This window comes from Pseudomonas sp. NFACC45, assembly GCF_900113505.1.
GTDB classification, from domain to species: domain Bacteria; phylum Pseudomonadota; class Gammaproteobacteria; order Pseudomonadales; family Pseudomonadaceae; genus Aquipseudomonas; species Aquipseudomonas tehranensis.
The window spans coordinates 122,395-145,927 of the sequence record NZ_FOPO01000005.1 but is presented as its reverse complement, the minus strand read 5'-3'; the positions used below and the strand labels follow the sequence as shown (position 1 = coordinate 145,927).

Here is a 23,533-nt window from a genome sequence, read left to right as displayed (position 1 = left end):
TCGCGGGCAAGCCTTGCTCCCACAATGAGTTTCCTCGCCATAGGGTTTTGGGTTGGGCCGGTTACCTCAACAGGCCCAGTAACCGCCGGTTGGAGTCTTCATCGGCCGTTACCCCGGCAAAATCGTCAAACGCCTTTCGGGTCTTGCTGATCATGTGTCGCTGAATGAACGCCGCGCCTTCTGCGGCGCCCTGTTGCGCGTCCTTCAGGCAACACTCCCACTCCAACACCGCCCAGCCGCTGAAATCGTATTGGGTCAGTTTGCTGAAGATCGCTTTGAAATCGATCTGGCCATCCCCCAGCGAACGGAACCGCCCGGGACGATCGACCCAGCCCTGATAACCGCCGTACACACCGGAACGGGCGTCGGGCCGGAACTCGGCGTCCTTGACGTGGAACATGCGGATGCGCTCGTGATAGCGATCGATGAAGCCCAGGTAGTCCATCTGCTGCAGGAGCAGATGGCTGGGGTCGTAGAGGATCGCCGCCCGAGGGTGATGATTGACGGCCTGCAGAAAGCGTTCGAACGAGGCGCCATCATGCAAGTCCTCACCTGGATGGATTTCGTAGCACAGGTCCACGCCGGCTGCGTCGAAGCAGTCCAGAATGGGCAACCAGCGGCGGGCCAGTTCGGCGAACCCTTGCTCCACCAGGCCAGAGGGACGTTGCGGCCACGGGTACAGGTACGGCCACAGCAACGCACCGGAAAACGTCGCATGGGCGCTAAGGCCCAGGCGCTGGCTGGCGCGGGCAGCGAGCTTCAATTGCTCGATCGCCCATTCGGTTCGTGCCTGGGGCTGGCCACGCAGATGGGCCGGGGCGAAGTCATCGAACAGCGCGTCGAACGCCGGATGCACCGCCACCAACTGGCCTTGCAGGTGCGTCGACAACTCGCTGATCTGGACACCGGCCTGGGCGCAAATGGCCTTGAGTTCGTCGCAGTAATCCTGGCTCTCGGCGGCGCGGGCCAGGTCGATATATTGCGTGCCCGAGGTCGGCAGTTGAATGGCTTTGTAACCTTGCGAGGCCGCCCATTGGGCGATGTTCGCCAGGGTGTCGAATGGCGCTTCGGCGGACATGAACTGCGCCAGGAAAATACCCGGGCCACGCAGGCCTGTCGGTGTTTGGGCAATGGGATTCACGGCGGGGCTCTCCTGATTCATTGTGTGCAGGCCAGTGCGGTCCACTTGGTATCGCCGCGATGGTTGGCGATGGCTGCTTCGATAAAGGCCATGCCCCGCAGACCGGTTTCGATGCCGGGTACCCCGGGGGCGTCAGGCCCTGGTGCCTTGGCCCGTATGGCACGGGCAAAATCGCCATAGAGATTGGCCATGGCCTCCAGATAACCTTCAGGATGGCCGGCCGGCAGACGCATCCGCTGGCGGGCGGCCTCGCACAGCCAGGGCTGACCAACACCGGAACGCAAGACTCGCAACGGTTGGTCGATGGGACGATGGATCAGGCTGGCCGGCTCTTCCTGGCGCCATTCCAAGCCACCCTTATCGCCATACAGGCGGATTTTCAGCGGGTTCTCTTCACCCGCGCAGATCTGACTGGCAATCAGCACGCCACTGGCGCCGCCGGCCATGCGCAACAGCATCGCCGCGTCGTCGTCCAGTTGCCGGCCCTGGATGTGGGTGCCCAATGCCGCGCATATCTGTTCGATGGGTTGGTCGGCGACGAACTCCGCCAGGGAAAACGCATGGGTGCCGATGTCGCCAATGCAACCACCCAACCCTGACTGTTCAGGATCGTCACGCCAGCCGGCCTGTTTGTTGCCTTGCCCGGCGACGTCCTGACTGAGCCAGCCCTGGGGGTACTCGACCAGCACTTTGCGCACCGTGCCGATCACGCCGGTGCGCACCATCTCCCGGGCCTGCCAGACCATCGGATAACCCAGGTAGGTGTGAGCCAGGCCGTAGAGCCGCTCGCTGCTTTCAAGCACTTGCTTGAGGGCCAGCAATTCACCCAGATTCAAAGCGGCAGGCTTTTCACTGAACACATGAAACCCCGCCTTCAGCGCCTGACTGGCGATGGGGGCGTGCAGATGATTGGGGGTGACGATAACCAGCAGTTCCATGCGCAGGTCCGCCGGCAGCGCCGCTTCGCTGTCGAGCATGCCTTGCCAATCGTTGTAGCAACGGTTTGCAGCCAGGCCCAGGGCCGCGCCGGTCTGCTGATTGTTGTGCGCATCACGGCTGAACGCACCGCACACCAGTTCAAAACCACCGTCCAGACCCGCGGCCTGACGGTGGGCCTGGCCAATGAAGGCGCCCTCTCCACCGCCGACAAAGCCCATTCTTATTTTCGCTGCTACAGGATTCATCGTGACTCTCTTCGGCTGGGATTGATGACGATGTAACCGGTTACATCATGGCGGAAATCTAGGCTCAGTTTTGCGGCATGTCAAACCCGTAGGCACATGCATGAGCATTTGTGCAACGCGCAACCTGCGGTAAGCTCCCCAACCGTGCCGGCATTCCTGGCGCCGAATCGAGGTGATTTTGTCCAATATCCGTGAAGTGGCCCGGCTGGCCGGAGTTTCGGTGGCCACGGTTTCCCGAACGCTGAAATCTCCCGAACGGGTGCTGCCCCAGACTCGCGACAAGGTCAACGCGGCCGTGGAACAGGCCGGGTATCGGCCCAACCTGATGGCTGTGCAGTTTCGCTCCCGGCGAACCGGCAACCTGGTGATTCTGGTCCCGACCATCGCCAACACCTTTTTCGCCCGGGTCATCAGCGGGGCCCAGCAGGCTGCGCAGGCGGCCGGCTATCGATTGCTGTTGTGCGACACCCAGGGTCGGGAGGAAATCGAGCGCGAATTTGCCGCCCTCGTCTACGCGCACCAGGCCGACGGGGTGATCCAGTTGCGGGCGAGCAACCCGTTCGAATCGCTTCCCGCGGGCGCCGAATGCTTGCCGCTGGTCAACGCCTGCGAGGTGGTCAAGGGCGCGCCCTACCCGACCATCAGCCTCGACAACCGGGCCGCCGCCCAGGCCATGACCGAACACTTGATCGGCCTCGGCCACCGACGCATCGGCATCATCAAAGGGCCCCGAAGCAGTCCCCTGACCCTGGACCGCGTGGCCGGTTATCAGGATGCCTTGTGCCAGGCCGGTATCGCCGCCGACCCAAGCCTGATCTGTCACGGTGACTTCACGCTGAAGGCCGGCTACGAAGGGGCCGGCGCCATGCTGGCCTTGGCCGAGCGCCCCAGCGCGCTGTTTTGTGAAAACGACGAGATGGCCATTGGCGCGCTCAAGCGCATCAAGCAAATGGGCTTGCGGGTGCCCGAGGACATTTCACTGGTGGGTTTTGATGACATTCCTTTCGCCGCGTATTGCGATCCACCGCTGACCACCCTGTCCCAACCTGCCGAAACCTTCGGCCAGAGAGCGGTGCATATGCTGATCGCCCTGATCGAGAAAAAGCCGATTGCCGAACGCCATGTCGTGCTGCCGTTCGAGTTGACCGTGCGCGGCAGCAGCGCCGCGCCAAGCCCGGCGTTTAACAAGGATGCTTAAAAAAACGATGCCCATCACCTTTTGATGCGCTATTGACTCGCCACCTGCGGGCCCGTTTCGACTACAGTGGCACTACTCTGCATAAAGCCATAACAAGACGGAGAGTTTCCCATGCGAGTCAACAAGCGCTTCACCCTTCTGGCCGCCGCGGCAGCACTGGTGGTCACGACCACAGCCCAGGCAGCCCCGGTGTACATCAACATCCTGACGGGGGGCACCAGCGGGGTTTATTACCCGATCGGGGTCGGCCTGTCGCAGATTTATAGCAACGGGATCGAAGGTTCCAAGACCTCGGTACAGGCCACCAAGGCCTCGGTGGAAAACCTCAATCTGCTGCAGGCCGGTCGCGGAGAGCTGGCACTGGCGCTGGGCGACTCGGTGGCGGACGCCAAGAACGGCGTGGAAGATGCCGGTTTCAAAGCCCCTCTGACCAAACTGCGGGCCATCGCCGGCGCCTACCCCAACTACATCCAGATCGTTGCCAGCCAGGAATCGGGCATCAAGACCCTGGCCGACCTCAAGGGTAAATCCATCTCCGTGGGAGCGGCCAAATCCGGTACCGAGCTCAATGCGCGGGCCATCCTCAAGGCCGCAGGACTGAGCTACAGCGACATGAAGGTCCAATACCTGCCGTTCGCCGAATCGGTGGACCTGATCAAGAACCGTCAACTGGATGCCACGCTCCAGTCCTCCGGGCTTGGGATGGCGGCCATTCGTGACCTGGCCTCGACCATGGCGCTCAACTACGTGTCGATCCCGGCAGACGTGGTGGCGAAGATCGGCAACCCTGCCTACCAGAGCGCAGATATTCCGGCCGATACCTACGACGGCCAGGCCGAAGCCGTGCCGACCGTGGCCATTACCAACATCCTGGTCACCCATTCGGATGTCCCGGACGAGGTGGCCTATCAGATGACCAAGCTGATGTTCGATAACCTCACCCGCCTGGGCAACGCCCATTCGGCGGCCAAGGACATCAAGCTGGAAAATGCCGCGAAGAACTTGCCCATTCCTCTGCATCCCGGTGCCGAGCGCTACTACAAGGAAGTCGGCGCGCTGTAAACCGACCCGGTGCAGCGGCGATGATCGCCGTTGCACCCTCCTGGTTCGCACCTTCGATGTAGACAAGAGGCTTTCAGTTAATGAGTGAAATTCAGCACGGTCTTCCCTCCGACCCACGAGACTGGCCCAAGACGCTGTTCTACGTGGCCCTGCTGTTTTCTGTATTCCAGATCATTACCGCCGCGTTCGCCCCCATTTCCAGTCAGGTGCTGCGTGCCGTGCACGTGGGTTTCCTGTTGTGGGTGGTGTTCCTCAGTTATCCCGCCTATGGCGCAAGCCGCCCCTGGCAACCCCTGGCGTGGGTGCTGTCCCTGGCTGGCATCGCCACGGCCGCGTACCAATGGGTCTTCGAGTCTGACCTGATCCAGCGCTCCGGTGACCTGACGTCCACGGACCTCATCGTCGGTATCGTTTTGATCGTGCTGGTATTCGAAGCGGCGCGGCGAGTGATGGGGATTGCCCTGCCGCTGATCTGCGGGTTGTTCCTGGCCTATGGGCTGTTCGGTGAATATTTGCCGGGCGAGCTGGCCCATCGCGGCTACGGCTTCGATCAGATCGTCAATCAATTGTCCTTTGGCACCGAGGGCCTCTACGGCACGCCCACCTACGTATCGGCCACCTACATTTTCCTGTTCATTCTGTTCGGTTCCTTTCTTGAAAAGGCCGGAATGATCAAGCTGTTCACCGACTTCGCCATGGGCCTGTTCGGCCACAAGCTCGGCGGCCCGGCCAAAGTAGCCGTGGCCTCCTCTGCCTTGATGGGTACCATTACCGGTTCCGGCATCGCCAACGTCGTGACCACCGGGCAATTCACCATCCCGCTGATGAAACGCTTCGGCTACAAGGCCGCGTTTGCCGGCGGCGTGGAAGCCACCTCGAGCATGGGCAGTCAATTGATGCCGCCGATCATGGGCGCCGTGGCGTTCATCATGGCCGAGACCATCAACGTGCCATTCGTTGAGATCGCCAAAGCGGCGCTGATTCCCGCGTGCCTGTACTTCGGCTCGGTGTTCTGGATGGTTCACCTGGAAGCCAAGCGCTCCAACCTCAAGGGCTTGCCCAAAGACCAATGCCCCAGCGCGCTGGGCGCCGTCAAAGAAAACTGGTATCTGCTGATCCCCCTCGCCGTGCTGATCTACCTGCTGTTCTCCGGTCGCACGCCGCTGTTTTCCGGCATGGTCGGACTGGCGCTCACCGCCATCGTGATTCTCGGCTCGGCGATCATTTTGCGGGTGTCGAGTTTTGCAATGCGCTGCGCGTTCTGGATCGCCCTGGGCATCCTGTGCGTGGGCTTTTTCCAGTTAGGCATCGGCGTCATATTTGCGGTGATCGCGGTGTTGGTGGTGATCTGCTGGTTCATCAAAGGCGCACGGGAAACCCTGACGGTTTGCCTGCACGCACTGGTGGACGGCGCGCGGCATGCGGTGCCGGTGGGGATTGCCTGCGCCCTGGTGGGGATCATTATCGGCGTGGTGTCGTTGACCGGTGTGGCGTCGACCTTCGCCGGCTACATCCTGGCCATCGGCCGAGACAACCTGTTGCTGTCGCTGATCCTGACCATGCTCACTTGCCTGGTGCTGGGCATGGGTATTCCGACCATTCCCAATTACATCATCACCAGCTCGATCGCCGCGCCCGCCCTGCTGGAACTGGGCGTACCGCTGATCGTGTCGCATATGTTCGTGTTCTATTTCGGCATCCTCGCCGACCTGACGCCGCCGGTAGCACTGGCCTGCTTCGCCGCTGCGCCCATCGCCAGGGAAACGGGGCTGAAAATCAGCTTCTGGGCGGTGCGCATCGCCCTTGCCGGCTTCGTCATTCCATTCATGGCCGTCTATAACCCGGCGCTGATGCTCCAGGGCGACAGCCTATGGATGACCGCTTACATGCTGATCAAGACGATGCTGGCGGTCGGGCTGTGGGGCATGGCGTCCACCGGCTACCTGCAACAGAAAATGCCGATCTGGGAACGCCTGATGTGTTTTGCCGCCGGGGCTTCGCTGGTCGTGGCGCTGCCGTTGACCGATGAAATCGGCTTCGTGTTGGCCGGGCTATTGATCCTCCAGCACGTGTGGCGCTCACGGCAGGCCGGACGGACCCTGGCGTGATCGGTTTGTGCCTGGGCCTGGCCGGTGCGGTCTGGGCCCAGCTTCCTGTCACTGATTTCACCCTGGCGTGGAATCACACCATCGAGAAGATTCGTTGGGAGGAAGATTACCGCGTGACTGAACAAGGCCTGGTTCTGGGCGAAGCCAGGGTCAAGGGCAACGGCGCCGGCATGGAAGTTCCGGACGGTGCCCGGTTGAAAAACGGCAGTTGGCACTATCAGCGCCGGTTGCCGCCCCTGCAACCGCTGAAACTGGGGCGAACACCCGAGGCGGGTGATTACCAGTTGTGCTTCGACGGGGCTTGCCAGCCGATGAGCCATTGGCTCGGACCGCCCAAGGCAAGCCAGCCGACTGTGGAGTTATGGAGTTGCGGATAACCAAGTCCCCTGGTCCAAACAGAACGCTGTGGCGAGGGGATTTATTGTGGGAACAAGGCTTGCCCGCGATGAAGGCAACGTGGTCTCTGGAGAAACGAGTCGCCTGTATCGCGGGCAAGCCTTGCTCCCACACCTGATTCTCTCGCCACAAGGAACCGCAGGGCGAGAGGGTCAGTCACTCAGGCAAACGTCGCCCCACGGGTATTCACAAACAGTGCATACAACGAGTGGCTGCCGGCCATGAACAGGCGATTACCCTCTCGTCCGCCAAAGCAGACGTTAGGGCAGCGCTCCGGCAGGGAGATGTGTCCGATAGCCTTGCCCTCGGGGTTGAACACCCGCACACCGTCGAGCTTTTCCAGGTCGGCCTTGGGATCGCCATTACCGCCCCAACCGCACCAGAGGTTGCCACTCTCGTCGCATTTGAGCCCATCGATGGCCGCGTAATCCAAGCCTTCGATGTGCTTGCGCCGCTCGCCCAGGGTGCCATCGTCCTTGACCGTGATCGCCCACACCAGGCGGTTCGGCTTGGCCCGGCCTTCGACCACGTAGAGGATCTTCTCGTCCGGCGAAAAGCACAGGCCGTTGGGCCCTGCCATGTCGTCGATGACCCGGGTGACCTTGCCGGTTTCACCGTCAATGCGGTACACCGCGTGGGGCTGGGCAGGTGCGACTTTGTGCCCTTCGTAGTTGTTGCCGGTCTGGAACGGTGGATCGGTGAACCAGACAGAACCGTCGCGCTTGCACACGATGTCGTTGGGCGAGTTGAAAGGCTTGCCCTCGAAACTGTCCGCCAGCACGGTGATGGTGCCGTTGTGCTCGGTGCGGGTGACGCGCCGGCCTTCAGTCGACGTGGTGGAGCCTTCGCAGACCAGCAAGCGCCCTTGGCGATCACGGCACAGGCCGTTGGAAAAGTTGGAGTTCTCGCGGTAAACCGACAGGCTGTCGGTGACTTCATCCCAGCGCATGATGCGGTTGTTGGGAATGTCACTGACCAGCAAATAACGACCGTCGCCCACCCACACCGGCCCTTCCGCCCAGCGCAAGCCAGTAGCGAGCTTTTCAACACTGGCGTTGAACAGCCGCAGGTCCATGAAGCTGGGGTCGAGGATCTTGATCAGCGGGTCAGGGTAACGCTGGCTCAAGGGTTCTGCCTGAGTCAGCCTGGGCAGGTTGCCCAGCGTTGCGGCGGCGGCCGAAACCACCAAGGATTTTTTCAGGAACACCCGGCGGCCCTGGTGGGCGGTCGTTGCAGGTTGCGAAGCATCCATCGTGCGTCTCCGTTAATTATTATTGGACGGCGACGACTGTTTTACTCCGTGATAGGACATCGTACAAGTAGGCCGCCTACCCTGCGCAAGAAAAAATTCAGTGCGCGTGGAGCGGGATCCGTACGGTGAAGGTGGTGCCCGATCTTGCCTTGGAATGAACCTCGATAGTGCCCTTATGGGCAGATACGATGGCTGACGCGATGTGCAGCCCCAGCCCGAGCCCAGCCGTAGAGCCATACTGCATGTCGCCGTTGCGCAATTGCCGGACCATCGGGTTGAAGATGCTGGCAATGGCGTCTTTCTCGATCGGCTTACCCTGGTTGTTGATGGCGATCACCGCAGTATCTTCTTCGGTGCCCAGTGAAACGGTAATCGGCGTCCCCTCGCTGCCATGCTGGACGGCGTTGCCGATCAGGTTGGCGAACACCTGCTCCATGCGCGCCTGATCAAACAGGCCTTCCAGGGCACCGGTGGTTTCAAAGATGATTCTGCTTTCCGGGTGATAAGCCCGCGCCTCTTCCACCATGCCTTCACAGGCCGCCACCAGATCACCATTAAAGCGCTGCACCGGAATGCCCGAGCCCAACTGGGTACGGGTAAAGTCCAGTAGATCGCCGACAATCTTGTTGGCCCGCTTGACGCTGGTGTAAATGCGCGAAGATATCTTGGTGGCTTTGGCGGGCAGGTCTCCTGCCCGCAATAGCACCTCTGAGCTCAGCAAGATCGCGCCCAGGGGGCTGCGCAGGTCATGACCCAGAATCCCGAGAAAAATATTTCGTGAGGCATCGACGGCGCCCGAATAACTGACCACCGATTCCGCCAGGGCCTGATCCACCGCTTCGTTGAAACGAATCAGATCGGTCATGACCTGCTCCTGATCCAACTGGGTCTGCGGCATCCAGAGCAACAGCACGCTGGTGCGCAGCGCACGGTACTCCGAAACCATCTGCTCCACCGTAAACCCCGAGGACTGGCGAATGATCGCATGGGTTTCGGCTGCGGTTTCAGCCTCTGCCGCTGGCGCATCGCCCTGGGACTTGGCGATCTGTTCCTTGACCGTCTGCGAAGTGCGCAGGTCAGCGGCAATGGTGCGCAGCATTTGCTCGGCGTGATCGCGCAGAGCCAGCGAATCCATGCCATGGGAGGCCGGTGTGATGGTTTTGGCGAAGTCTTCCCACGCCTGAAGAATCGGCTCGATATTGTCGAGAATGAAATCAGCCAGGCGCATGGGTTGCTCCGCGGAAGGGGTAGATCAAGGGCGGTGTGGAAACAACCCAACGATCAGGTTGTTGTACAGCAAACCGACGAACAATGTGCGGCGGACCTGCGAGGGATCGCTGTGAATCGGTAGATGGCTTTCAGGATGCGAAGCTTGTGTCTTGCATGCCTATGGGGTAAAAACCCAAGCCAAGTTGTACGACAACATATAACTTAAATAGCCGGTCCGAAGCGTTTTGCTTCGGCGGCCTGCCTTTGAGACGCCCTGCCATGACCCGCTCCACGGCTGCACCTGACACCCCCACTCCGTTACCGCGGCACCTCGCCGTGCTGGTTCTGCTGTGCATGGGATGTGCCTTCGCCGGCAACCATGTCGCCGCCCGTGCGGCATTTGATGACGGTGCGGGGGTCTTGTTGGCGATCCTGCTGCGCTCGGGCGGCACCCTGCTGGTGCTGGCTGCCATGGTGCTCTGGCAACGCCAGAACCTGCGCCTGCCACAAGGCGTCTGGCGCTGGCAATTGGCTCTGGGGCTGTTGATTGCCGCCCAGAGCCTGTGCCTGTATTCCGCCGTGGCGCGGGTCCCGGTGGCCCTGGCGCTGTTGGTGGGCAATGTCTTTCCGATCCTGCTGGCGTTGCTGACCTGGGCACTGGGCGGGCCACGTCCCACTGCACGTACTGCCACGTTGATGGGCATGATCCTGCTGGGCCTGGTGTTCGTGCTGGAAGTACCGGCCCGACTGTCGTCGCAAGAGAGCGTCGGCCCACAATGGTTGCTGGGTGTTGGCCTGGCCTTCAGTGCCGCCTGTGTCTTTGCCTGCGCGCTGTGGATCACCGACCACAAATTATCCCAAGTACGCGGTTCGGTGCGCAGCCTGCTGACCATTTTCATTGTGTTCAGCAGCGTCAACCTCGCCGGCCTGACCGGCGCCCTTCCCGGCGGCTTCGACCTGCCGGCCAGCAGCACCGGCTGGTTCGCCCTGGCGACCCTGGTGGTGCTCTATGGCACCGGGTTTATTGTGCTGTTCATCTCCGTGCCTCGCCTGGACATGCCACGCAACGCCCCAGTGATGAACATCGAACCGCTGGCGACCCTGCTGATCGGCTGGCTGGTGCTGGACCAGATGCTCAACCCGGGCCAGGTGATGGGCGGCGCGATTGTGGTCACCGGCATCGTGTTGCTGACCTATCGCAAGGTCGAGCGCATCTGCGAAAAAGCTGTGTAGGAGCTGTGTAGGAGCTGTCGAGTGCAACGAGGCTGCGATCTTGCCCCAGACAATTGAGTCCCAAGCGAAAGATCAAGATCAAAAGATCGCAGCCTTCGGCAGCTCCTACGGTCGGCGAACCGCCCTCACCTTCGCGCTGTTGCCACCGCCGCAAAAGAACCGGTCGGCGCCGTCTGACTCAAGCCCCGACACACCGATCCCCGCCGGCATCGTCACGCTTTCCAGCACTTCTGCGGTTTGAGGGTCGATGCGCCGCAGGTCGCTTTCATCGTTTTCCCAAGTGCCGTGCCAGAGTTCGCCGTCGACCCAGGTCACGCCCGTGACGAAGCGGTTGGATTCGAGGGTGCGCAGGATCTTGCCCGTGGAGGGATCGATCTGGAGGATTTTGCGCGCCTTGTACTGGCCGACCCAGAGGGATCCTTCGGCCCAGGCCAACCCTGAGTCATCCCCGCTATTGGGCGCCGCAATGGTCGCCAGTACCTGACCGGTGCGCGGGTCGATCTTGCGAATGGTGTCTGCGGCGATCTGAAACAGGTGCTCACCGTCAAAAGCCGTTCCAGCGTTTGCCGGGACGTCCAGCGAACGCAACATCTGGCCGCTGGCGGGATCGAGTGCGTGCAACTTGTCGCCGGAAGCAAACCAGACGAGCTCACCGTCATGACTGACACCGTGTACACAGTCAACGCCCGGAAAAGGACCGTATTCACGCAGGATCTGGGCATCTGAACGTTTCATCTTGCAAGCCTCATCGTTGGAGTGTGACTGCATCCTAACCATTGGGCAGCAGCGCGGTGAGTAACAATACCGTCGTGAATCCAGGCAGCGGCGGCGCCATCCAGCGGCAGGCCCGCCCACGCCCGACCGACTGCACCTGGCCCGCCGCGGCCAGCGTGTCGAGGGCCCGTTGCACGGTGCGCTGGCTGACATCCAGGGCCAGCGCCAGGGCAGAACTGGACCATGACCCGCCATCGGCGAGCAACGCCAGCACTGCGGCGTGGGGCTCCTCCACAGGACGCGCCAGCACCACCACTTCCCCGTCCCTGCGCGGCACCAGGGCAAACCCATGCCGGGTCGCTGTCACCTCGGCCAGCGGGCGAAGCACCGCGCGCAGCCGCCCGACTTCGACCCGCAGTCGGGCGCGATGGGATTCATCCGTCAGTTTCAAGCCAAAGGCCTGGGCAACGAGCGTTTCCCTGGACACCTCGGCCGGCCAGGCTTGAGCCAATTGTCTGGCGAGGGCGAACAACACCGGGCGCCTGGCAAGGGAGATCCGCTGGCTCGCCCTGTTTACCCCATTGCGACATGCGTCCACCACCAACGCGTCGCTGGACAGGAGTGCTTCAACGTCCTCAAGGACCAGCAACCGCTCCTGGCCCCCCGCAATCAGACGGGCCGCCGGCGTCTGCAGGACGCGCCAGGCGCTTTCGACTTCGGCAGTCAGCGCGCCGATGCCCGCTTGTCGTGCGGCCTGGCCGGCACGTTCGAGCGCGGCCCGTGCGGTTTTCGTTCGTAACCGTCGCATGGCAATACCCGCCACCACCAGTTCGCAAGCGGCTCTGGACGGCGCAGGCAGACAGCTCGGATCAAGGTCAACCAACCTGGACTCGGCCTCATCGAGATGGCCTAGCAACAGCAAGCGGCGGATTTCGATTGAGCGTGCGTGGGCGACGTTCGTCCGGTCGCCATGGCGTTCAAGCACCGCCCGCGCAGCCTCCAGGCGCTTCACCGGCCAGGCCAGATCACGGGACGCCAGGGCGATCTCACCCTCGGCCACCACACACCGCGCCTGTGCCACGGCCTCCCTGGGCCCGAAGGCCCGAGCCGCCCGCCGCATCAGCGTCCTGGCCCGCTCCAGCTCGCCCAACTGGGCCATGGCAATGCCGCGAAGCGCCAAGGCCGGCGCATCGTCACGCAGGGAAACGCGATTGAGCGCGGCCACCGGATCCCCTGCCGCCAGTGCTCGTGCTGCAGCGCTGATCAACGCATCCGCTGCCATCGTCCGGTTTCCCTCGCCACAGGTTTGGGTGTCGCGGTCAGAGACGGATGTCCCCCGCCGGCAGCACATCGATCCGCGACACCGCGCTGCTCAGGCGTCCCAGCCGGTTGTTGTGGTTGGCAATGATCTGCTCGGCCGCCATGCTGCCGTTGTCCACGGTGGAATGGGCGTCCGCGGCCAGCACCACGTCGTACCCCAGGGCATGGGCCTGGCGTACGGTGGCGTTGACGCAATAGTCGGTTTGCAACCCGCAGATCACCACGCGATCAATCATCCGGGCTTGCAGCAGCGACAGCAGATCGGTCTGGTAGAAGGCGTCCGGCGTGGTCTTGCGTACTCGCAGGTCATCCGGTGCAGTCAACAGGCCGTCGGCCAGTTGCCAGGCGCTGGAACCATAAGTCAGCGACCCCTCCAGCTCTTCGTGCTGGATCAGGATCACCGGCAGGCCGACGGCCCTGGCCCTGGCGCTGAGGTCGTTGATTGTCCGGAGCAGGCGTGGGCTGTCGAAGCACTCTTCTTCGCCGCTGCACAGCGCGCTCTGGACATCGATGATCAGCAATGCGGTGTTCATGACGTTCCTCTTCAAAACGTGTTGGATCCCGACAACAGATTAACCATCTACCGATCATTCCATGTCGCGGATCGCTGCAAAAACACTAGGCAGTATGGCCCGGTTTGCGTAGTACGCCTGTTCACCGTCGCTTGGGTGACGCAAAAGCCAGGTTGGGATAGGCTCGTGCGGCTCATCCCTCACCGCACAAGGACATTGCCGATGACGCTACGAATCGAACGTACGGACACCCCCACCGCAGCAGACCGCGAGGCGATCCTCGTCCCGCTGCGCGCCTACAACACGGCCAAGACCGGCGGCACGGTGCCTGAGCTGGTCGCCTGGCTGGTACGCGACGAACACAGCGACGAAATCATCGGTGGGCTCTACGGTCGAGTGTTCTTTCGCTGGTTTTATATCGAGTTGCTGGTGGTGCCGGAACAGGCCCGTGGCCAAGGCACCGGTTCAACATTGATGCAGATGGCCGAAGACTTTGCCCGGACGAAAAACTGCGTGGGCATGTGGCTGGACACCTTCGACTTCCAGGCGCCGGAGTTCTACAAAAGACACGGTTTCACAGGCTGTGGCCAGATCGACGACTACCCGCCAGGTCACCAGCGTTTCTTCTTCCAGAAGCGCCTGGACCAGACTGATTGAAATACGGACCCTGTGGGAGCGGGCTTGCTCGCGAAAGCGGTGGGTCAGCTTGCGGTGATGTGGGCTGTGCCGGCCTCATCGCGAGCAGGCTCGCTCCCACATGGGGTTGCGGGTGTTCACAGTATCTGCAAACGACATATAAACCTGTGGGAGCGAGCCTGCTCGCGATAGCAGTGCAAGTCGCCTAAAGACAAGTCGCCAACGCCGCCAACCGGCGCTTGGCCACAAAATCGTCATGCTGGGCGTAATAGCTCAATGCGGTACCCGTGGCGCTGCCTTGCACATCGACAAACGATTCAGCCGCGCGGGTGTACACCGTCGTGCCCCCCTTCTGAGCCGGTTGCAGGTAGGCACCGGCATCCACGCCAAATACCGCTTCGTCCTGCCAGGAAAACTGCACGCATTGGGCCACGACCTGTTCCGGCTTGTCGGAGGTCAGTGTCTTGTAAGGCGCTTGAGTACGGGCCTGGTTCATCGCCGAACCCGCGCAGCCAACCAGCAACATTGCGGCCGCGGCCACCATCAGCATTCGCATTGCGTTCACTCGTAGAGAAAAAAACCGACTGTAGCACTGCGGCCTGGGCCTTCATGCTGCTTTACTGAAATTTATACGCGACACCGGGCGATGATTCGCGCAACCTGTCGCGCCATTGCCACTTGCCCGCGCGGAACAGCCCATGACACCCAATGCCGAGTTCTACAAACCGACCACCGAATACGCTGACAAACTGATCAGCCAGATCGGCCAGACCCCGGCCTGGATCGCCAAGCGAATCGGCGTCACCGACAAGCGGATTCGCTACATCCTCGACGGTGAACGTACGGTCAAGGGCGAAACCACGCCGATACAGATGACCTACACCGAACAGTTCGCCCTCGAATGCCTGGCCGCTGCGGCCAAGGCCAGCAAGAAACAACCCCCGGCACCCAAGGAGTGACCATGGCGGCAACCGAACAGCAACATGAACGAGCGCTGGAAAAATTTCTCGATGAACGCCCCGAGCTGCGCGTCGAACTGGACAACCTCAACCCGCTGCTGGCCCAGGCCAAGGGCCAGACCGCTGCGCAGTATCGCGCCGAGCGCTTGCATGAAGCGTTCGAAGCCGAAGCCGAGCGCCAGGGCCTGTTCGCTTGGGAGCTGACCCTGCAACTGACCGCCGCTTCGCCCCAGGACTACGAAAACCAGCGCATGGAAGTCCACAAGGAAGTGGCACAGATGGCGGGGATGGAGTGGGCGGAGTATTGCGAGTTGAATGGGCTCGAGCAGTAGCTCGAATGGATTGAATACCACCTGTGGCGAGGGGATTTATCCCCGCTGGGCTGCGAAGCGGCCCCTCTTTCGCCACCGTGGCCTGTCTGATACACCGCGTTGGCGGGTCAAGGGACTGCTTCGCAGCTCAACGGGGATAAATCCCCTCGCCACAAGATGAATCCCCTCGCCACAAAGTATCCAAAGCATGCCCCTTTGTGTTGAATCCCCTGGCAATCGCCCCCCCGCCCATAAAGCTTTATCATGGCCGCAGTTTTGCTGATCGGGTCTGTCATGAAGTTTGCCATCGCGTTGTTTTCCGCCGCCCATGCACCCTCCTCGCGTCGCGCCCTGTTGTTTGCCCAGGCCGCGCTGGCCGGAGGGCATGAAATCGTGCGGCTGTTTTTCTATCAGGATGGTGTCTATAACGCTGCCGACAGCCTCGTAACGCCCCAGGATGAACAGGATCTGCCCCAACAGTGGCGCGCCTTTGTCAGCGACAACCAGCTCGACGGCGTGGTCTGCATCGCCGCGGCGTTGCGCCGTGGTGTGCTGAACAATGAAGAGGCCCAACGCTACCAGCGGTCAGCGGTCAGCGTCGGCGCGCCCTGGGCCTTGTCCGGCCTGGGCCAGTTGCACGACGCGATCCAGGACGCCGACCGTTTGATCTGTTTTGGAGGCGCGTAATGGCCAAATCCTTATTGCTCATCAGCCGCCAGGCTCCCTGGTCGGGCCCCAGCGCCCGGGAAGCCCTGGACATCGTACTGGCCGGGGGCGCGTTCGACCTGCCCATCGGCCTGCTGTTTCTCGACGACGGCGTCTTGCAGCTCGCCAGCGGCCAAAACGCCAAGGCGCTCCAGCAAAAGGACCTGAGCGCGAACTTGCAGGCGTTGCCCATGTTTGGCGTCGAGGACCTGTACGTCTGCGCCGACAGTGCCGCCGAACGTGGCGTTGCAACCGCTGCCCTGGCGCTGGACGAGCTGAACATACTCAGCGCGCCGCAGATCGCCGCGCTCATTGATCGTTATGACCAGGTGATCACCCTCTGATGTCGACTTTGCATGTGTTGTCTCATTCCCCCTTCGGCGATAGCCGCTTCGCCAGTTGCCTGCGGGTACTGGGCGAGCAGGACGCGCTGCTGCTGTGCGGCGACGCGACATACGCCTTGCGAGCCGCCACGGTGCCGTTTGCAGAACTGCAACGCAAAGGCCTGAAGCTCTTCGTGCTTGGCGAAGACGCCCAAGCCCGGGCCCTGGACATTCCGCAATGGGCCGAGGCCATCGATTACCCGGCGTTCGTCGCGCTGTCGATCCACCATGACAAGGTCAACACCTGGTTATGAACGTGCTGAACGTGGGCCAACGCGCCATTGCGCTGGACAAGGACGGCTACCTGGCCGATCTCAATGACTGGTCGGCCGAAGTCGCCACGGCCCTGGCCGCCGCCGAAGACATCCAGTTGAGCGCCGAACACTGGGAAGTCCTCGAACTGTTGCGCGGCTTCTACGACGAATTCCAGCTCTCCCCCGCGACCCGGCCGCTGATCAAGTACACGGCGCTGAAACTGGGCGCCGACAAGGGCAACAGCCTGCACCTGAACCGACTGTTCAAAGGCACTCCCGCCAAACTCGCCGCCAAGCTGGCGGGCCTGCCCAAACCGACGAACTGCTTATGACCGACTTCCCATCGCTGACCCTTGAGACCCCGGCCGAACATCCGTTCGCCCAATTCGTGCGCATCCTCGGCAAAGGCAAGCGCGGCGCCCGTGACCTGACCCGCGAAGAAGCGCGGCAAGCCATGGGCATGGTGCTGGACGAACAGGTCGAAGACACCCAACTCGGCGCCTTCCTGATGCTATTGCGGCACAAGGAAGAAAGCGCCGAAGAAATGGCCGGTTTCACCCAAGCCTTGCGTGAACGCCTGCAGACCCCGGCGTTGGCGGTGGATCTGGATTGGCCGACCTACGCCGGCAAGAAACGTCATTTACCGTGGTACCTGCTGGCGGCCAAATGCCTCGGGCAGAACGGTGTGCGGATTTTCATGCACGGCGGCGGCGCGCATACGGCGGGCCGGCTCTACAGCGAGCAACTGCTTGGCTTGCTGAACATCCCCCTGTGTCGCGACTGGCAGCAGGTTGGCACAGCGCTGGACAATGGTGGCCTGGCCTTCATGCCACTGGTGGACTGGGCTCCGCAAATGCAACGGATGATCGACCTGCGCAACACCCTGGGCTTGCGTTCACCGATCCATTCCCTGGCGCGGATCCTCAACCCCCTGGGTGCCCGTTGCGGGCTGCAAAGCATCTTCCATCCGGGCTACCAGGCGGTCCACCGCGATGCCAGCGGCTTGCTGGGAGACACCGCCATCGTGATCAAGGGCGACGGTGGCGAGATCGAGATCAACCCGGACGCCGACAGCCACCTGTATGGCACCTGCGGTGGGGTGAGCTGGGATGAGGAATGGCCGCGACTGGCCGAACAGCGCCACGTCAAACCGCAAAGCCTCGACCCTGAGCACCTCAAAGCCATTTGGCGAGGCGACGTTGAAGACAACTACCCGCAACTGGCGCTGATCGCCACCATGGCCCTGGCCCTTCGCGGCCTGGGTCTGGCTCGGGAAGAAGCTTTAGAGCAAGCCCGCCAATACTGGGCCGCGCGGGATCGATCGATTTAACCGATCATCAACGCCCAACCTTTGCGCTTTTTGTTCGAACCTATGGGAATAGACTCCTCTCCAACGTTTATGGGCAGAGGAGATCGAGATGGGTTTGTTAGTCGAAGGTCGCTGGCAGGACCAGTGGTATGAAAGCAAGGACGGCACCTTCCAGCGTGAACAGGCGCAACGCCGCCATTGGATCACCGCCGACGGCAGCGCCGGCCCCACGGGCGACAGCGGGTTTACCGCCGAGTCCGGGCGCTACCATTTGTATGTGTCCCTGGCCTGCCCCTGGGCCCACCGGACGCTGATCTATCGCAAGCTCAAAGGCCTGCAAGACCTGATCGATGTCTCGGTGGTCAGCTACCTGATGCTGGAAAACGGCTGGACGTTCGACAAGCGCCATGGCTCCACTGGCGACAAACTCGATCACCTGGATTTCCTGCACCAGCGCTACACCGCCGATACGCCGGACTACACCGGTCGCGTCACCGTGCCAGTGCTGTGGGACAAACGGCAACAACGCATCGTCAACAACGAATCAGCGGAAATCATCCGCATGTTCAACAGCGCCTTCGACGGCTTGACCGGGAACGACCTGGACCTCTACCCCGAGCACCTGCGCAACGACATCGATGCGTTGAACGAACGCATCTACCCGGCCGTGAACAATGGCGTGTACCGCGCCGGGTTCGCCACCACTCAAGCGGCCTACGAAGAAGCGTTCGATGGTTTGTTCGCTGAACTGGACCGCTTGGAGGCATTGCTGCAAACCCGACGCTACCTGACCGGTGAATACCTGACCGAGGCCGATATCCGCTTGTTCACCACCATCATCCGTTTTGACGCGGTGTATTTCGGTCATTTCAAATGCAACCTGCGGCGCATTGCGGATTATCCGAACCTGTCGAACTGGTTGCGGGAGTTGTATCAGTGGCCGGGAATTGCCGAGACCGTGGACTTCACCCACATCCAGCGCCACTACTACGGCAGCCACAAGACCATCAATCCCAACGGGATCGTGCCCAAAGGGCCGGAGCAGGATTTCAGGGTTGCCCATGATCGGGAGCGGTTGAGTGGGAAAGGAATTTGGCGTGGGGTTGAGGACTGATCCAGGATCTTTGTTGCTTCTGAAGGCCAATCGCGAGCAGGCTCGCTCCCACATGGGGTTGCGGGTGTTCACAGTATCTGCAAACGACACAAAAACCTGTGGGAGCGAGCCTGCTCGCGATTGGAGCGATGCGGTCTCTAGACCTGCCCCTGAGCCCCTTCAAACCACGCCAGTTTTTCGCGCAGTTGCACCACTTCCCCAACGATCACCAGCGTCGGCGCATGGACCTCATGCTCGGCAACCAACCGCGGCAAGTCCGCCAGAGTGCCGGTGAACACTCGCTGGTTGGAGGTGGTGCCTTGCTGAATCAGCGCCGCCGGTGTGTCGGCCGCGCGACCGTGCTTGATCAACTCGTCGCAGATGATCGGCAGCCCCACCAACCCCATGTAAAACACCAGGGTCTGGGCCGGGGAAACCAGGTCCGACCACGGCAGGTCGCTGGTGCCGTCCTTCAGATGGCCGGTGATGAAGCGCACCGACTGGGCATAATCGCGATGGGTCAGCGGGATCCCGGCGTAGGCTGCGCAGCCGCTGGCGGCGGTGATACCCGGAACCACCTGGAACGGGATGCCATGGGCCGCCAGCTCTTCGATTTCTTCACCGCCACGACCGAAGATGAACGGGTCACCGCCCTTCAACCGCACCACACGTTTGCCTTGCCGGGCCAGGTCGACCAATTGCTGGTTGATCTGGTCCTGGGGCACCGCGTGCTCGGAGCGACGCTTGCCGACGTAGATCCGCTCGGCATCGCGTCGGCACAGCTCAAGGATCGCCGGCGCCACCAGACGGTCGTAAAGCACTACGTCCGCCTGCTGCATCAGCCGTAAGGCGCGGAAGGTCAGCAGGTCCGGATCACCAGGGCCTGCGCCCACCAGATAGACCTCACCCGGTGCATTCGGCGCCTGGCCTGCGATCTTTTCACGCAACAGGCGCTCAGCCTCGGCGCCCTGCCCGGCCAGCTGCCGGTCAGCGATAGGCCCCTGGAACACCTCTTCCCAGAACGCCCGGCGTTGCTGCACATCCGGGAACAGCCCCTTGACCTGGCTGCGAAAACGCGCCGCCAGACCAGCCAGTTGCCCATAGGTCGAAGGAATCCAGGTTTCCAGCTTGGCCCGGATCAACCGCGCCAGCACCGGCGCATCGCCGCCACTGGACACCGCGATCACCAGCGGCGAGCGGTCGACAATCGCCGGGAAGATCACGCTGCACAGGGCCGGCGCGTCCACCACGTTGACCGGTACGCAACGCTTATGGGCGTCGGCGGAAACCCGGGCATTGAGCGGTTCGTCGTCGGTGGCGGCAATGATCAGGCCGCAACCGTCCAGGTCTGTTTCGAGATAACCACGCAGGACACATTCGCCACCGCTGCCACTGACCAACTCGAGTAGTTGCGCCTCGATATGCGGTGCGACCACCCGCAGCACTGCACCGGCATCGGCCAGCAGGCGAGACTTGCGCAAGGCAATCTCGCCGCCGCCGACCACCAGCACACGGCTGCCGCGCAGGTTGTGAAACAGTGGCAAATAGTCCATTTAACCGATGACCTCAATGCCGCCCATGTAGGGCTTCAACACGTCGGGAACCCGGATCGAACCGTCGGCCTGCTGGTAGTTTTCCAGTACCGCCACCAGGGTGCGGCCCACGGCCAGGCCGGAGCCGTTGAGGGTGTGGACCAGCTCCGGCTTGCCGGTTTCCGGGTTGCGGAAACGCGCCTGCATGCGGCGGGCCTGGAAGTCGCCACAGTTGGAGCACGAGGAGATTTCGCGGTACTTGTTCTGGCTCGGAATCCAGACTTCCAGGTCGTAAGTCTTCACCGCACTGAAACCCATGTCGCCGGTGCACAGCGCCAGGGTGCGGTACGGCAGTTCCAGCAATTGCAGGACCTTCTCGGCGTTGGCAGTCAGGCTTTCCAGCGCTTCCATGGATTTCGACGGTTCGACAATCTGGACCATCTCGACCTTGTCGAACTGGTGCTGGCGGATCATGCCGCGGGTATCACGGCCCGACGCCCCGGCTTCACTGCGAAAGCACGGTGTGTGGGCGACGAACTTGATCGGCAGTTGCTTGGCGTCGACGATCTCGCCAGCGACGATGTTGGTCAGCGACACTTCGGCGGTCGGGATCAGGTACAGGTCGGCCTCACCTTCGCGGCTGATCTTGAACAGATCTTCCTCGAACTTCGGCAGTTGGCCAGTGCCCTGCAAGGCTGGCGCCTGAACCAGGTAAGGCGTGTAGGCTTCTTCGTAACCGTGTTCGGTGACGTGCAGGTTGATCATGAACTGCGCCAGGGCGCGATGCAGACGGGCAATTGGCCCACGCAACAAAGCAAAGCGAGCGCCCGACAGCTTGGCGGCGGTTTCAAAGTCCAACCAGCCGAACTTCTCGCCCAGGGCCACGTGATCCTGAACCTGAAAATCGAAGGTTGTCGGCGTGCCCCAACGGCGCACTTCGACGTTGCCGTCTTCGTCTTCACCGACCGGAACCGATTCATGCGGCAGGTTGGGGATACCCAGCAGGATCGAATCCAGTTCGGTCTGGATCGCGTCCAGCTCGACCTTACCGGCACTCAACTCACCCGCCATGCGCTCGACATCGGCCATCAGCGGTGCGATGTCTTCGCCGCGCTGCTTGGCCTGACCGATGGATTTGGAGCGCGCGTTACGTTCAGCCTGCAGGGCTTCGGTGCGGGTCTGGACGGTCTTGCGCTGTTCTTCCAGCGCTTCGATGCGCGCGACGTCCAGGGCGAAGCCACGGGATGCCAGGCGGTCCGCTACGTCCTGAAGGTTGCTACGTAACAGTTTGGAATCGAGCATGTCGGTCTCTCGTTATCAAAGTTTGGTCAGGGACAGGCCGGCCCAGGTGGCGAGCAGCCCGCCGAATACGCTGATGGCCGCATAGCCCAGGGCCAGCAGCACCTGCCCGCTTTCCAGCAGGCGTACCGTATCCAGTGAAAAGGATGAAAAAGTCGTCAGGCCGCCAAGAAAGCCGACCAACAGCCCCGCGCGCACCTCGATGGGCACCTCGGGGCGAATCAAAAACAGACCGTATAGAACGCCGATCAGCAGACAGCCCACGATATTAACGGCCAGCGTGGCGGTATAGAAGTGCCGTGGCCAATTTGCGTTGACCCAATTGCCGGTGGCAAAGCGCAACAACGTGCCGGCGACGCCACCTGCGGAGACTGCGAGGATCAAGGGGATCAAGGTTTTCTCCGTTGCCGTGGACTCAGACGGTCCAGTTGTGCCAAGTGATTGAGTTTTTCACCGATCTTCAGTTCAAGGCCACGGGGCACCGGCTGATAGAACGACTGGGGTTCGAGTTCTTCGGGAAAATAGTCTTCGCCGGCGGCATAGGCGTCCGGTTCGTCGTGAGCGTAACGATATTCATCACCGTAGCCCAATTGCTTCATCAGTTTGGTCGGCGCGTTACGCAGGTGCAGCGGCACTTCCAGGGAACCGTGCTCGGTGGCGCTGCGCATCGCGGCCTTGAAGCCCATGTACACCGCATTGCTCTTTGGCGCGCAAGCCAGGTACGTGATGGCCTGGGCCACGGCGAGCTCGCCTTCCGGGCTGCCGAGGCGCTCCTGCACATCCCAGGCCGCCAGGCACAGGCTCAGGGCACGGGGATCGGCGTTGCCGATGTCTTCGCTGGCCATGCGCACCACTCGGCGCGCCAGGTACAACGGATCGCAACCGCCGTCGATCATCCGCGCAAACCAGTACAAGGCGGCGTCGGGGTTGGAGCCACGTATGGATTTGTGCAGCGCCGAAATCTGGTCGTAGAACGCTTCGCCGCCCTTGTCGAAGCGTCGACGGGTATCGCCCAAGAGGCTTTGCAGCAGTTCAACGCCGATCTCGCTGTTGTCTTCGGCCAGGTCCGAGGCGTTTTCCAACAGGTTGAGCAAGCGCCGACCATCGCCGTCGGCGGCAGAAAACAGGATCTGGAAGCCTTCGTCGCTGAGGCTCAACTGGCGTTTGCCCAGGCCGCGCTCCTCGGTCAGCGCCCGGTGCACCAGCTTGCGCATCGCCGCCTCGTCGAGGCTCTTGAGCACATAGACCCGCGCCCGAGACAGTAGGGCGTTATTGAGTTCGAACGAAGGGTTTTCGGTGGTCGCGCCAATGAAGATCAGCGTTCCGTCTTCGACGTAAGGCAGGAACGCGTCCTGCTGCGACTTGTTGAAACGGTGCACTTCATCGACAAACAGGATGGTGCGTTTACCGTACTGCCCGGCCTGTTGCTTGGCGACTTCCACCGCCTGGCGGATTTCCTTGACCCCGGCCAGCACCGCCGAAACCGTTTCGAAATGGGCATCCGAAACTTCTGCCAGCAGCCGTGCCAGGGTGGTCTTGCCCACGCCCGGCGGCCCCCAGAAGATCATCGAATGCAGCGCGCCCTGCTCCAGCGCTTCGCGCAGAGGCTTGCCGCGAGCGAGCACATGCTCCTGGCCGACGTACTCATCCAGGTTGGTCGCGCGCAGGCGGGCGGCCAATGGCTGGGCAATCGGGGCGCTTCGAAACAGGTCCATCACTACTT

General features: G+C 62.0%; 26 protein-coding genes. 14 read left to right on the top strand and 12 right to left on the bottom strand.

Features of this window, described 5'->3' with window-relative positions:
• Nucleotides 1-61 precede the first annotated feature (61 nt).
• Both BM132_RS10790 and BM132_RS10785 read right to left on the bottom strand, forming a co-directional pair.
• Entirely contained in the window at nucleotides 62-1,162 is a 1,101-nt protein-coding gene (locus BM132_RS10790) for a sugar phosphate isomerase/epimerase family protein (protein WP_092455167.1), read from the bottom strand.
• Nucleotides 1,159-2,325 (bottom strand): Gfo/Idh/MocA family protein, encoded by a 1,167-nt coding sequence (locus BM132_RS10785; RefSeq protein WP_092455165.1) that lies wholly within the window; start codon nucleotides 2,323-2,325, stop codon nucleotides 1,159-1,161. Before BM132_RS10785 ends, BM132_RS10790 begins: the two co-directional genes overlap by 4 nt.
• A gap of 178 nt (nucleotides 2,326-2,503) precedes the next feature.
• Between BM132_RS10785 and BM132_RS10780 the strand changes: the two genes are divergently transcribed.
• The 4 genes from BM132_RS10780 to BM132_RS10765 all read left to right on the top strand — a co-directional run bounded on the left by BM132_RS10780 (nucleotide 2,504) and on the right by BM132_RS10765 (nucleotide 7,070).
• Complete coding sequence (locus BM132_RS10780; protein ID WP_092455163.1) at nucleotides 2,504-3,523, top strand: LacI family DNA-binding transcriptional regulator; 1,020 nt, start codon at nucleotides 2,504-2,506, stop codon at nucleotides 3,521-3,523.
• A gap of 111 nt (nucleotides 3,524-3,634) precedes the next feature.
• Complete coding sequence (locus tag BM132_RS10775) at nucleotides 3,635-4,585, top strand: TAXI family TRAP transporter solute-binding subunit (protein ID WP_092455161.1); 951 nt, start codon at nucleotides 3,635-3,637, stop codon at nucleotides 4,583-4,585.
• Nucleotides 4,586-4,665: 80 nt separating this feature from the next.
• Complete coding sequence (locus tag BM132_RS10770) at nucleotides 4,666-6,693, top strand: TRAP transporter permease (RefSeq protein ID WP_092455159.1); 2,028 nt, start codon at nucleotides 4,666-4,668, stop codon at nucleotides 6,691-6,693.
• Nucleotides 6,690-7,070: a DUF1850 domain-containing protein gene (locus tag BM132_RS10765; RefSeq protein WP_092455157.1), complete on the top strand. Its 381-nt coding sequence runs from the start codon at nucleotides 6,690-6,692 to the stop codon at nucleotides 7,068-7,070. Before BM132_RS10770 ends, BM132_RS10765 begins: the two co-directional genes overlap by 4 nt.
• A gap of 179 nt (nucleotides 7,071-7,249) precedes the next feature.
• Here BM132_RS10765 and BM132_RS10760 read toward each other — a convergent pair whose 3' ends face one another.
• Complete coding sequence (locus BM132_RS10760) at nucleotides 7,250-8,341, bottom strand: SMP-30/gluconolactonase/LRE family protein (protein WP_092455155.1); 1,092 nt, start codon at nucleotides 8,339-8,341, stop codon at nucleotides 7,250-7,252.
• Between the two features lie 97 nt (nucleotides 8,342-8,438).
• Complete coding sequence (locus BM132_RS10755; protein ID WP_092455153.1) at nucleotides 8,439-9,569, bottom strand: sensor histidine kinase; 1,131 nt, start codon at nucleotides 9,567-9,569, stop codon at nucleotides 8,439-8,441.
• Between the two features lie 260 nt (nucleotides 9,570-9,829).
• Here BM132_RS10755 and BM132_RS10750 point away from each other — a divergent pair, with 260 nt between their 5' ends.
• Nucleotides 9,830-10,783 (top strand): EamA family transporter, encoded by a 954-nt coding sequence (locus tag BM132_RS10750; RefSeq protein ID WP_092455151.1) that lies wholly within the window; start codon nucleotides 9,830-9,832, stop codon nucleotides 10,781-10,783.
• Nucleotides 10,784-10,888: 105 nt separating this feature from the next.
• Here BM132_RS10750 and BM132_RS10745 read toward each other — a convergent pair whose 3' ends face one another.
• From BM132_RS10745 to BM132_RS10735, 3 genes are read right to left on the bottom strand one after another with little or no spacing between them, the layout of a single operon-like run.
• Nucleotides 10,889-11,518 (bottom strand): Vgb family protein, encoded by a 630-nt coding sequence (locus tag BM132_RS10745; protein ID WP_092455149.1) that lies wholly within the window; start codon nucleotides 11,516-11,518, stop codon nucleotides 10,889-10,891.
• A 34-nt stretch (nucleotides 11,519-11,552) separates the two neighbouring features.
• Complete coding sequence (locus BM132_RS10740) at nucleotides 11,553-12,779, bottom strand: ATP-binding protein (protein ID WP_092455147.1); 1,227 nt, start codon at nucleotides 12,777-12,779, stop codon at nucleotides 11,553-11,555.
• Between the two features lie 37 nt (nucleotides 12,780-12,816).
• A complete protein-coding gene (locus BM132_RS10735) occupies nucleotides 12,817-13,350 on the bottom strand; it encodes a cysteine hydrolase family protein (RefSeq protein WP_092399153.1) in 534 nt (177 codons plus the stop codon).
• A 201-nt stretch (nucleotides 13,351-13,551) separates the two neighbouring features.
• On the opposite strand from BM132_RS10735, the gene BM132_RS10730 reads away from it, so the two are divergent.
• The gene (locus tag BM132_RS10730) at nucleotides 13,552-13,986 is read left to right on the top strand and encodes a GNAT family N-acetyltransferase (RefSeq protein WP_092455145.1); all 435 of its coding nucleotides are present in this window, start codon (nucleotides 13,552-13,554) and stop codon (nucleotides 13,984-13,986) included.
• A gap of 184 nt (nucleotides 13,987-14,170) precedes the next feature.
• Here BM132_RS10730 and BM132_RS10725 read toward each other — a convergent pair whose 3' ends face one another.
• The gene (locus BM132_RS10725) at nucleotides 14,171-14,521 is read right to left on the bottom strand and encodes a hypothetical protein (RefSeq protein WP_092455143.1); all 351 of its coding nucleotides are present in this window, start codon (nucleotides 14,519-14,521) and stop codon (nucleotides 14,171-14,173) included.
• Between the two features lie 142 nt (nucleotides 14,522-14,663).
• Between BM132_RS10725 and BM132_RS10720 the strand changes: the two genes are divergently transcribed.
• From BM132_RS10720 to BM132_RS10685, 8 genes are all read left to right on the top strand, one after another.
• Nucleotides 14,664-14,924, top strand: a complete 261-nt coding sequence (locus BM132_RS10720) for a hypothetical protein (RefSeq protein WP_092399159.1) — start codon at nucleotides 14,664-14,666, stop codon at nucleotides 14,922-14,924.
• A gap of 2 nt (nucleotides 14,925-14,926) precedes the next feature.
• Nucleotides 14,927-15,256 carry a DUF6388 family protein gene (locus tag BM132_RS10715; protein WP_092455141.1) on the top strand — a complete coding sequence of 110 codons (330 nt, stop codon included), beginning with the start codon at nucleotides 14,927-14,929 and terminating at the stop codon, nucleotides 15,254-15,256.
• Between the two features lie 273 nt (nucleotides 15,257-15,529).
• Nucleotides 15,530-15,922, top strand: a complete 393-nt coding sequence (gene tusD, locus BM132_RS10710; RefSeq protein ID WP_092399360.1) for a sulfurtransferase complex subunit TusD — start codon at nucleotides 15,530-15,532, stop codon at nucleotides 15,920-15,922.
• Entirely contained in the window at nucleotides 15,922-16,284 is a 363-nt protein-coding gene (gene tusC / locus BM132_RS10705; protein ID WP_092399163.1) for a sulfurtransferase complex subunit TusC, read from the top strand. Before tusD ends, tusC begins: the two co-directional genes overlap by 1 nt.
• On the top strand, nucleotides 16,284-16,577 hold the full coding sequence (tusB, locus tag BM132_RS10700; protein WP_092455139.1) for a sulfurtransferase complex subunit TusB: 294 nt from the start codon (nucleotides 16,284-16,286) through the stop codon (nucleotides 16,575-16,577). The genes tusC and tusB overlap by 1 nt, the downstream gene beginning before the upstream one ends.
• Nucleotides 16,574-16,909 carry a TusE/DsrC/DsvC family sulfur relay protein gene (locus tag BM132_RS10695; RefSeq protein WP_092399167.1) on the top strand — a complete coding sequence of 112 codons (336 nt, stop codon included), beginning with the start codon at nucleotides 16,574-16,576 and terminating at the stop codon, nucleotides 16,907-16,909. Before tusB ends, BM132_RS10695 begins: the two co-directional genes overlap by 4 nt.
• Nucleotides 16,906-17,907 (top strand): glycosyl transferase family protein, encoded by a 1,002-nt coding sequence (locus tag BM132_RS10690; protein WP_092455137.1) that lies wholly within the window; start codon nucleotides 16,906-16,908, stop codon nucleotides 17,905-17,907. The genes BM132_RS10695 and BM132_RS10690 overlap by 4 nt, the downstream gene beginning before the upstream one ends.
• Before the next feature lie 88 nt (nucleotides 17,908-17,995).
• Entirely contained in the window at nucleotides 17,996-19,000 is a 1,005-nt protein-coding gene (locus tag BM132_RS10685) for a glutathione S-transferase family protein (protein ID WP_092455135.1), read from the top strand.
• Nucleotides 19,001-19,137: 137 nt separating this feature from the next.
• Here the strand turns inward: BM132_RS10685 and cysG are convergent, their stop codons facing one another.
• Genes cysG through BM132_RS10665 form a run of 4 tightly spaced genes read right to left on the bottom strand, consistent with a single transcriptional unit; the run spans nucleotide 19,138 to nucleotide 23,525 of the window.
• A complete protein-coding gene (gene cysG, locus BM132_RS10680; protein WP_092455133.1) occupies nucleotides 19,138-20,532 on the bottom strand; it encodes a siroheme synthase CysG in 1,395 nt (464 codons plus the stop codon).
• Nucleotides 20,533-21,813, bottom strand: a complete 1,281-nt coding sequence (serS, locus tag BM132_RS10675) for a serine--tRNA ligase (RefSeq protein ID WP_092455131.1) — start codon at nucleotides 21,811-21,813, stop codon at nucleotides 20,533-20,535. It abuts the gene before it with no gap.
• A gap of 15 nt (nucleotides 21,814-21,828) precedes the next feature.
• Nucleotides 21,829-22,203, bottom strand: coding sequence for a fluoride efflux transporter CrcB (gene crcB, locus BM132_RS10670; RefSeq protein WP_092455129.1), 375 nt, complete (start codon nucleotides 22,201-22,203; stop codon nucleotides 21,829-21,831).
• A complete protein-coding gene (locus tag BM132_RS10665; RefSeq protein WP_092399177.1) occupies nucleotides 22,200-23,525 on the bottom strand; it encodes a replication-associated recombination protein A in 1,326 nt (441 codons plus the stop codon). The genes crcB and BM132_RS10665 overlap by 4 nt, the downstream gene beginning before the upstream one ends.
• Between the last annotated feature and the right edge of the window lie 8 nt (nucleotides 23,526-23,533).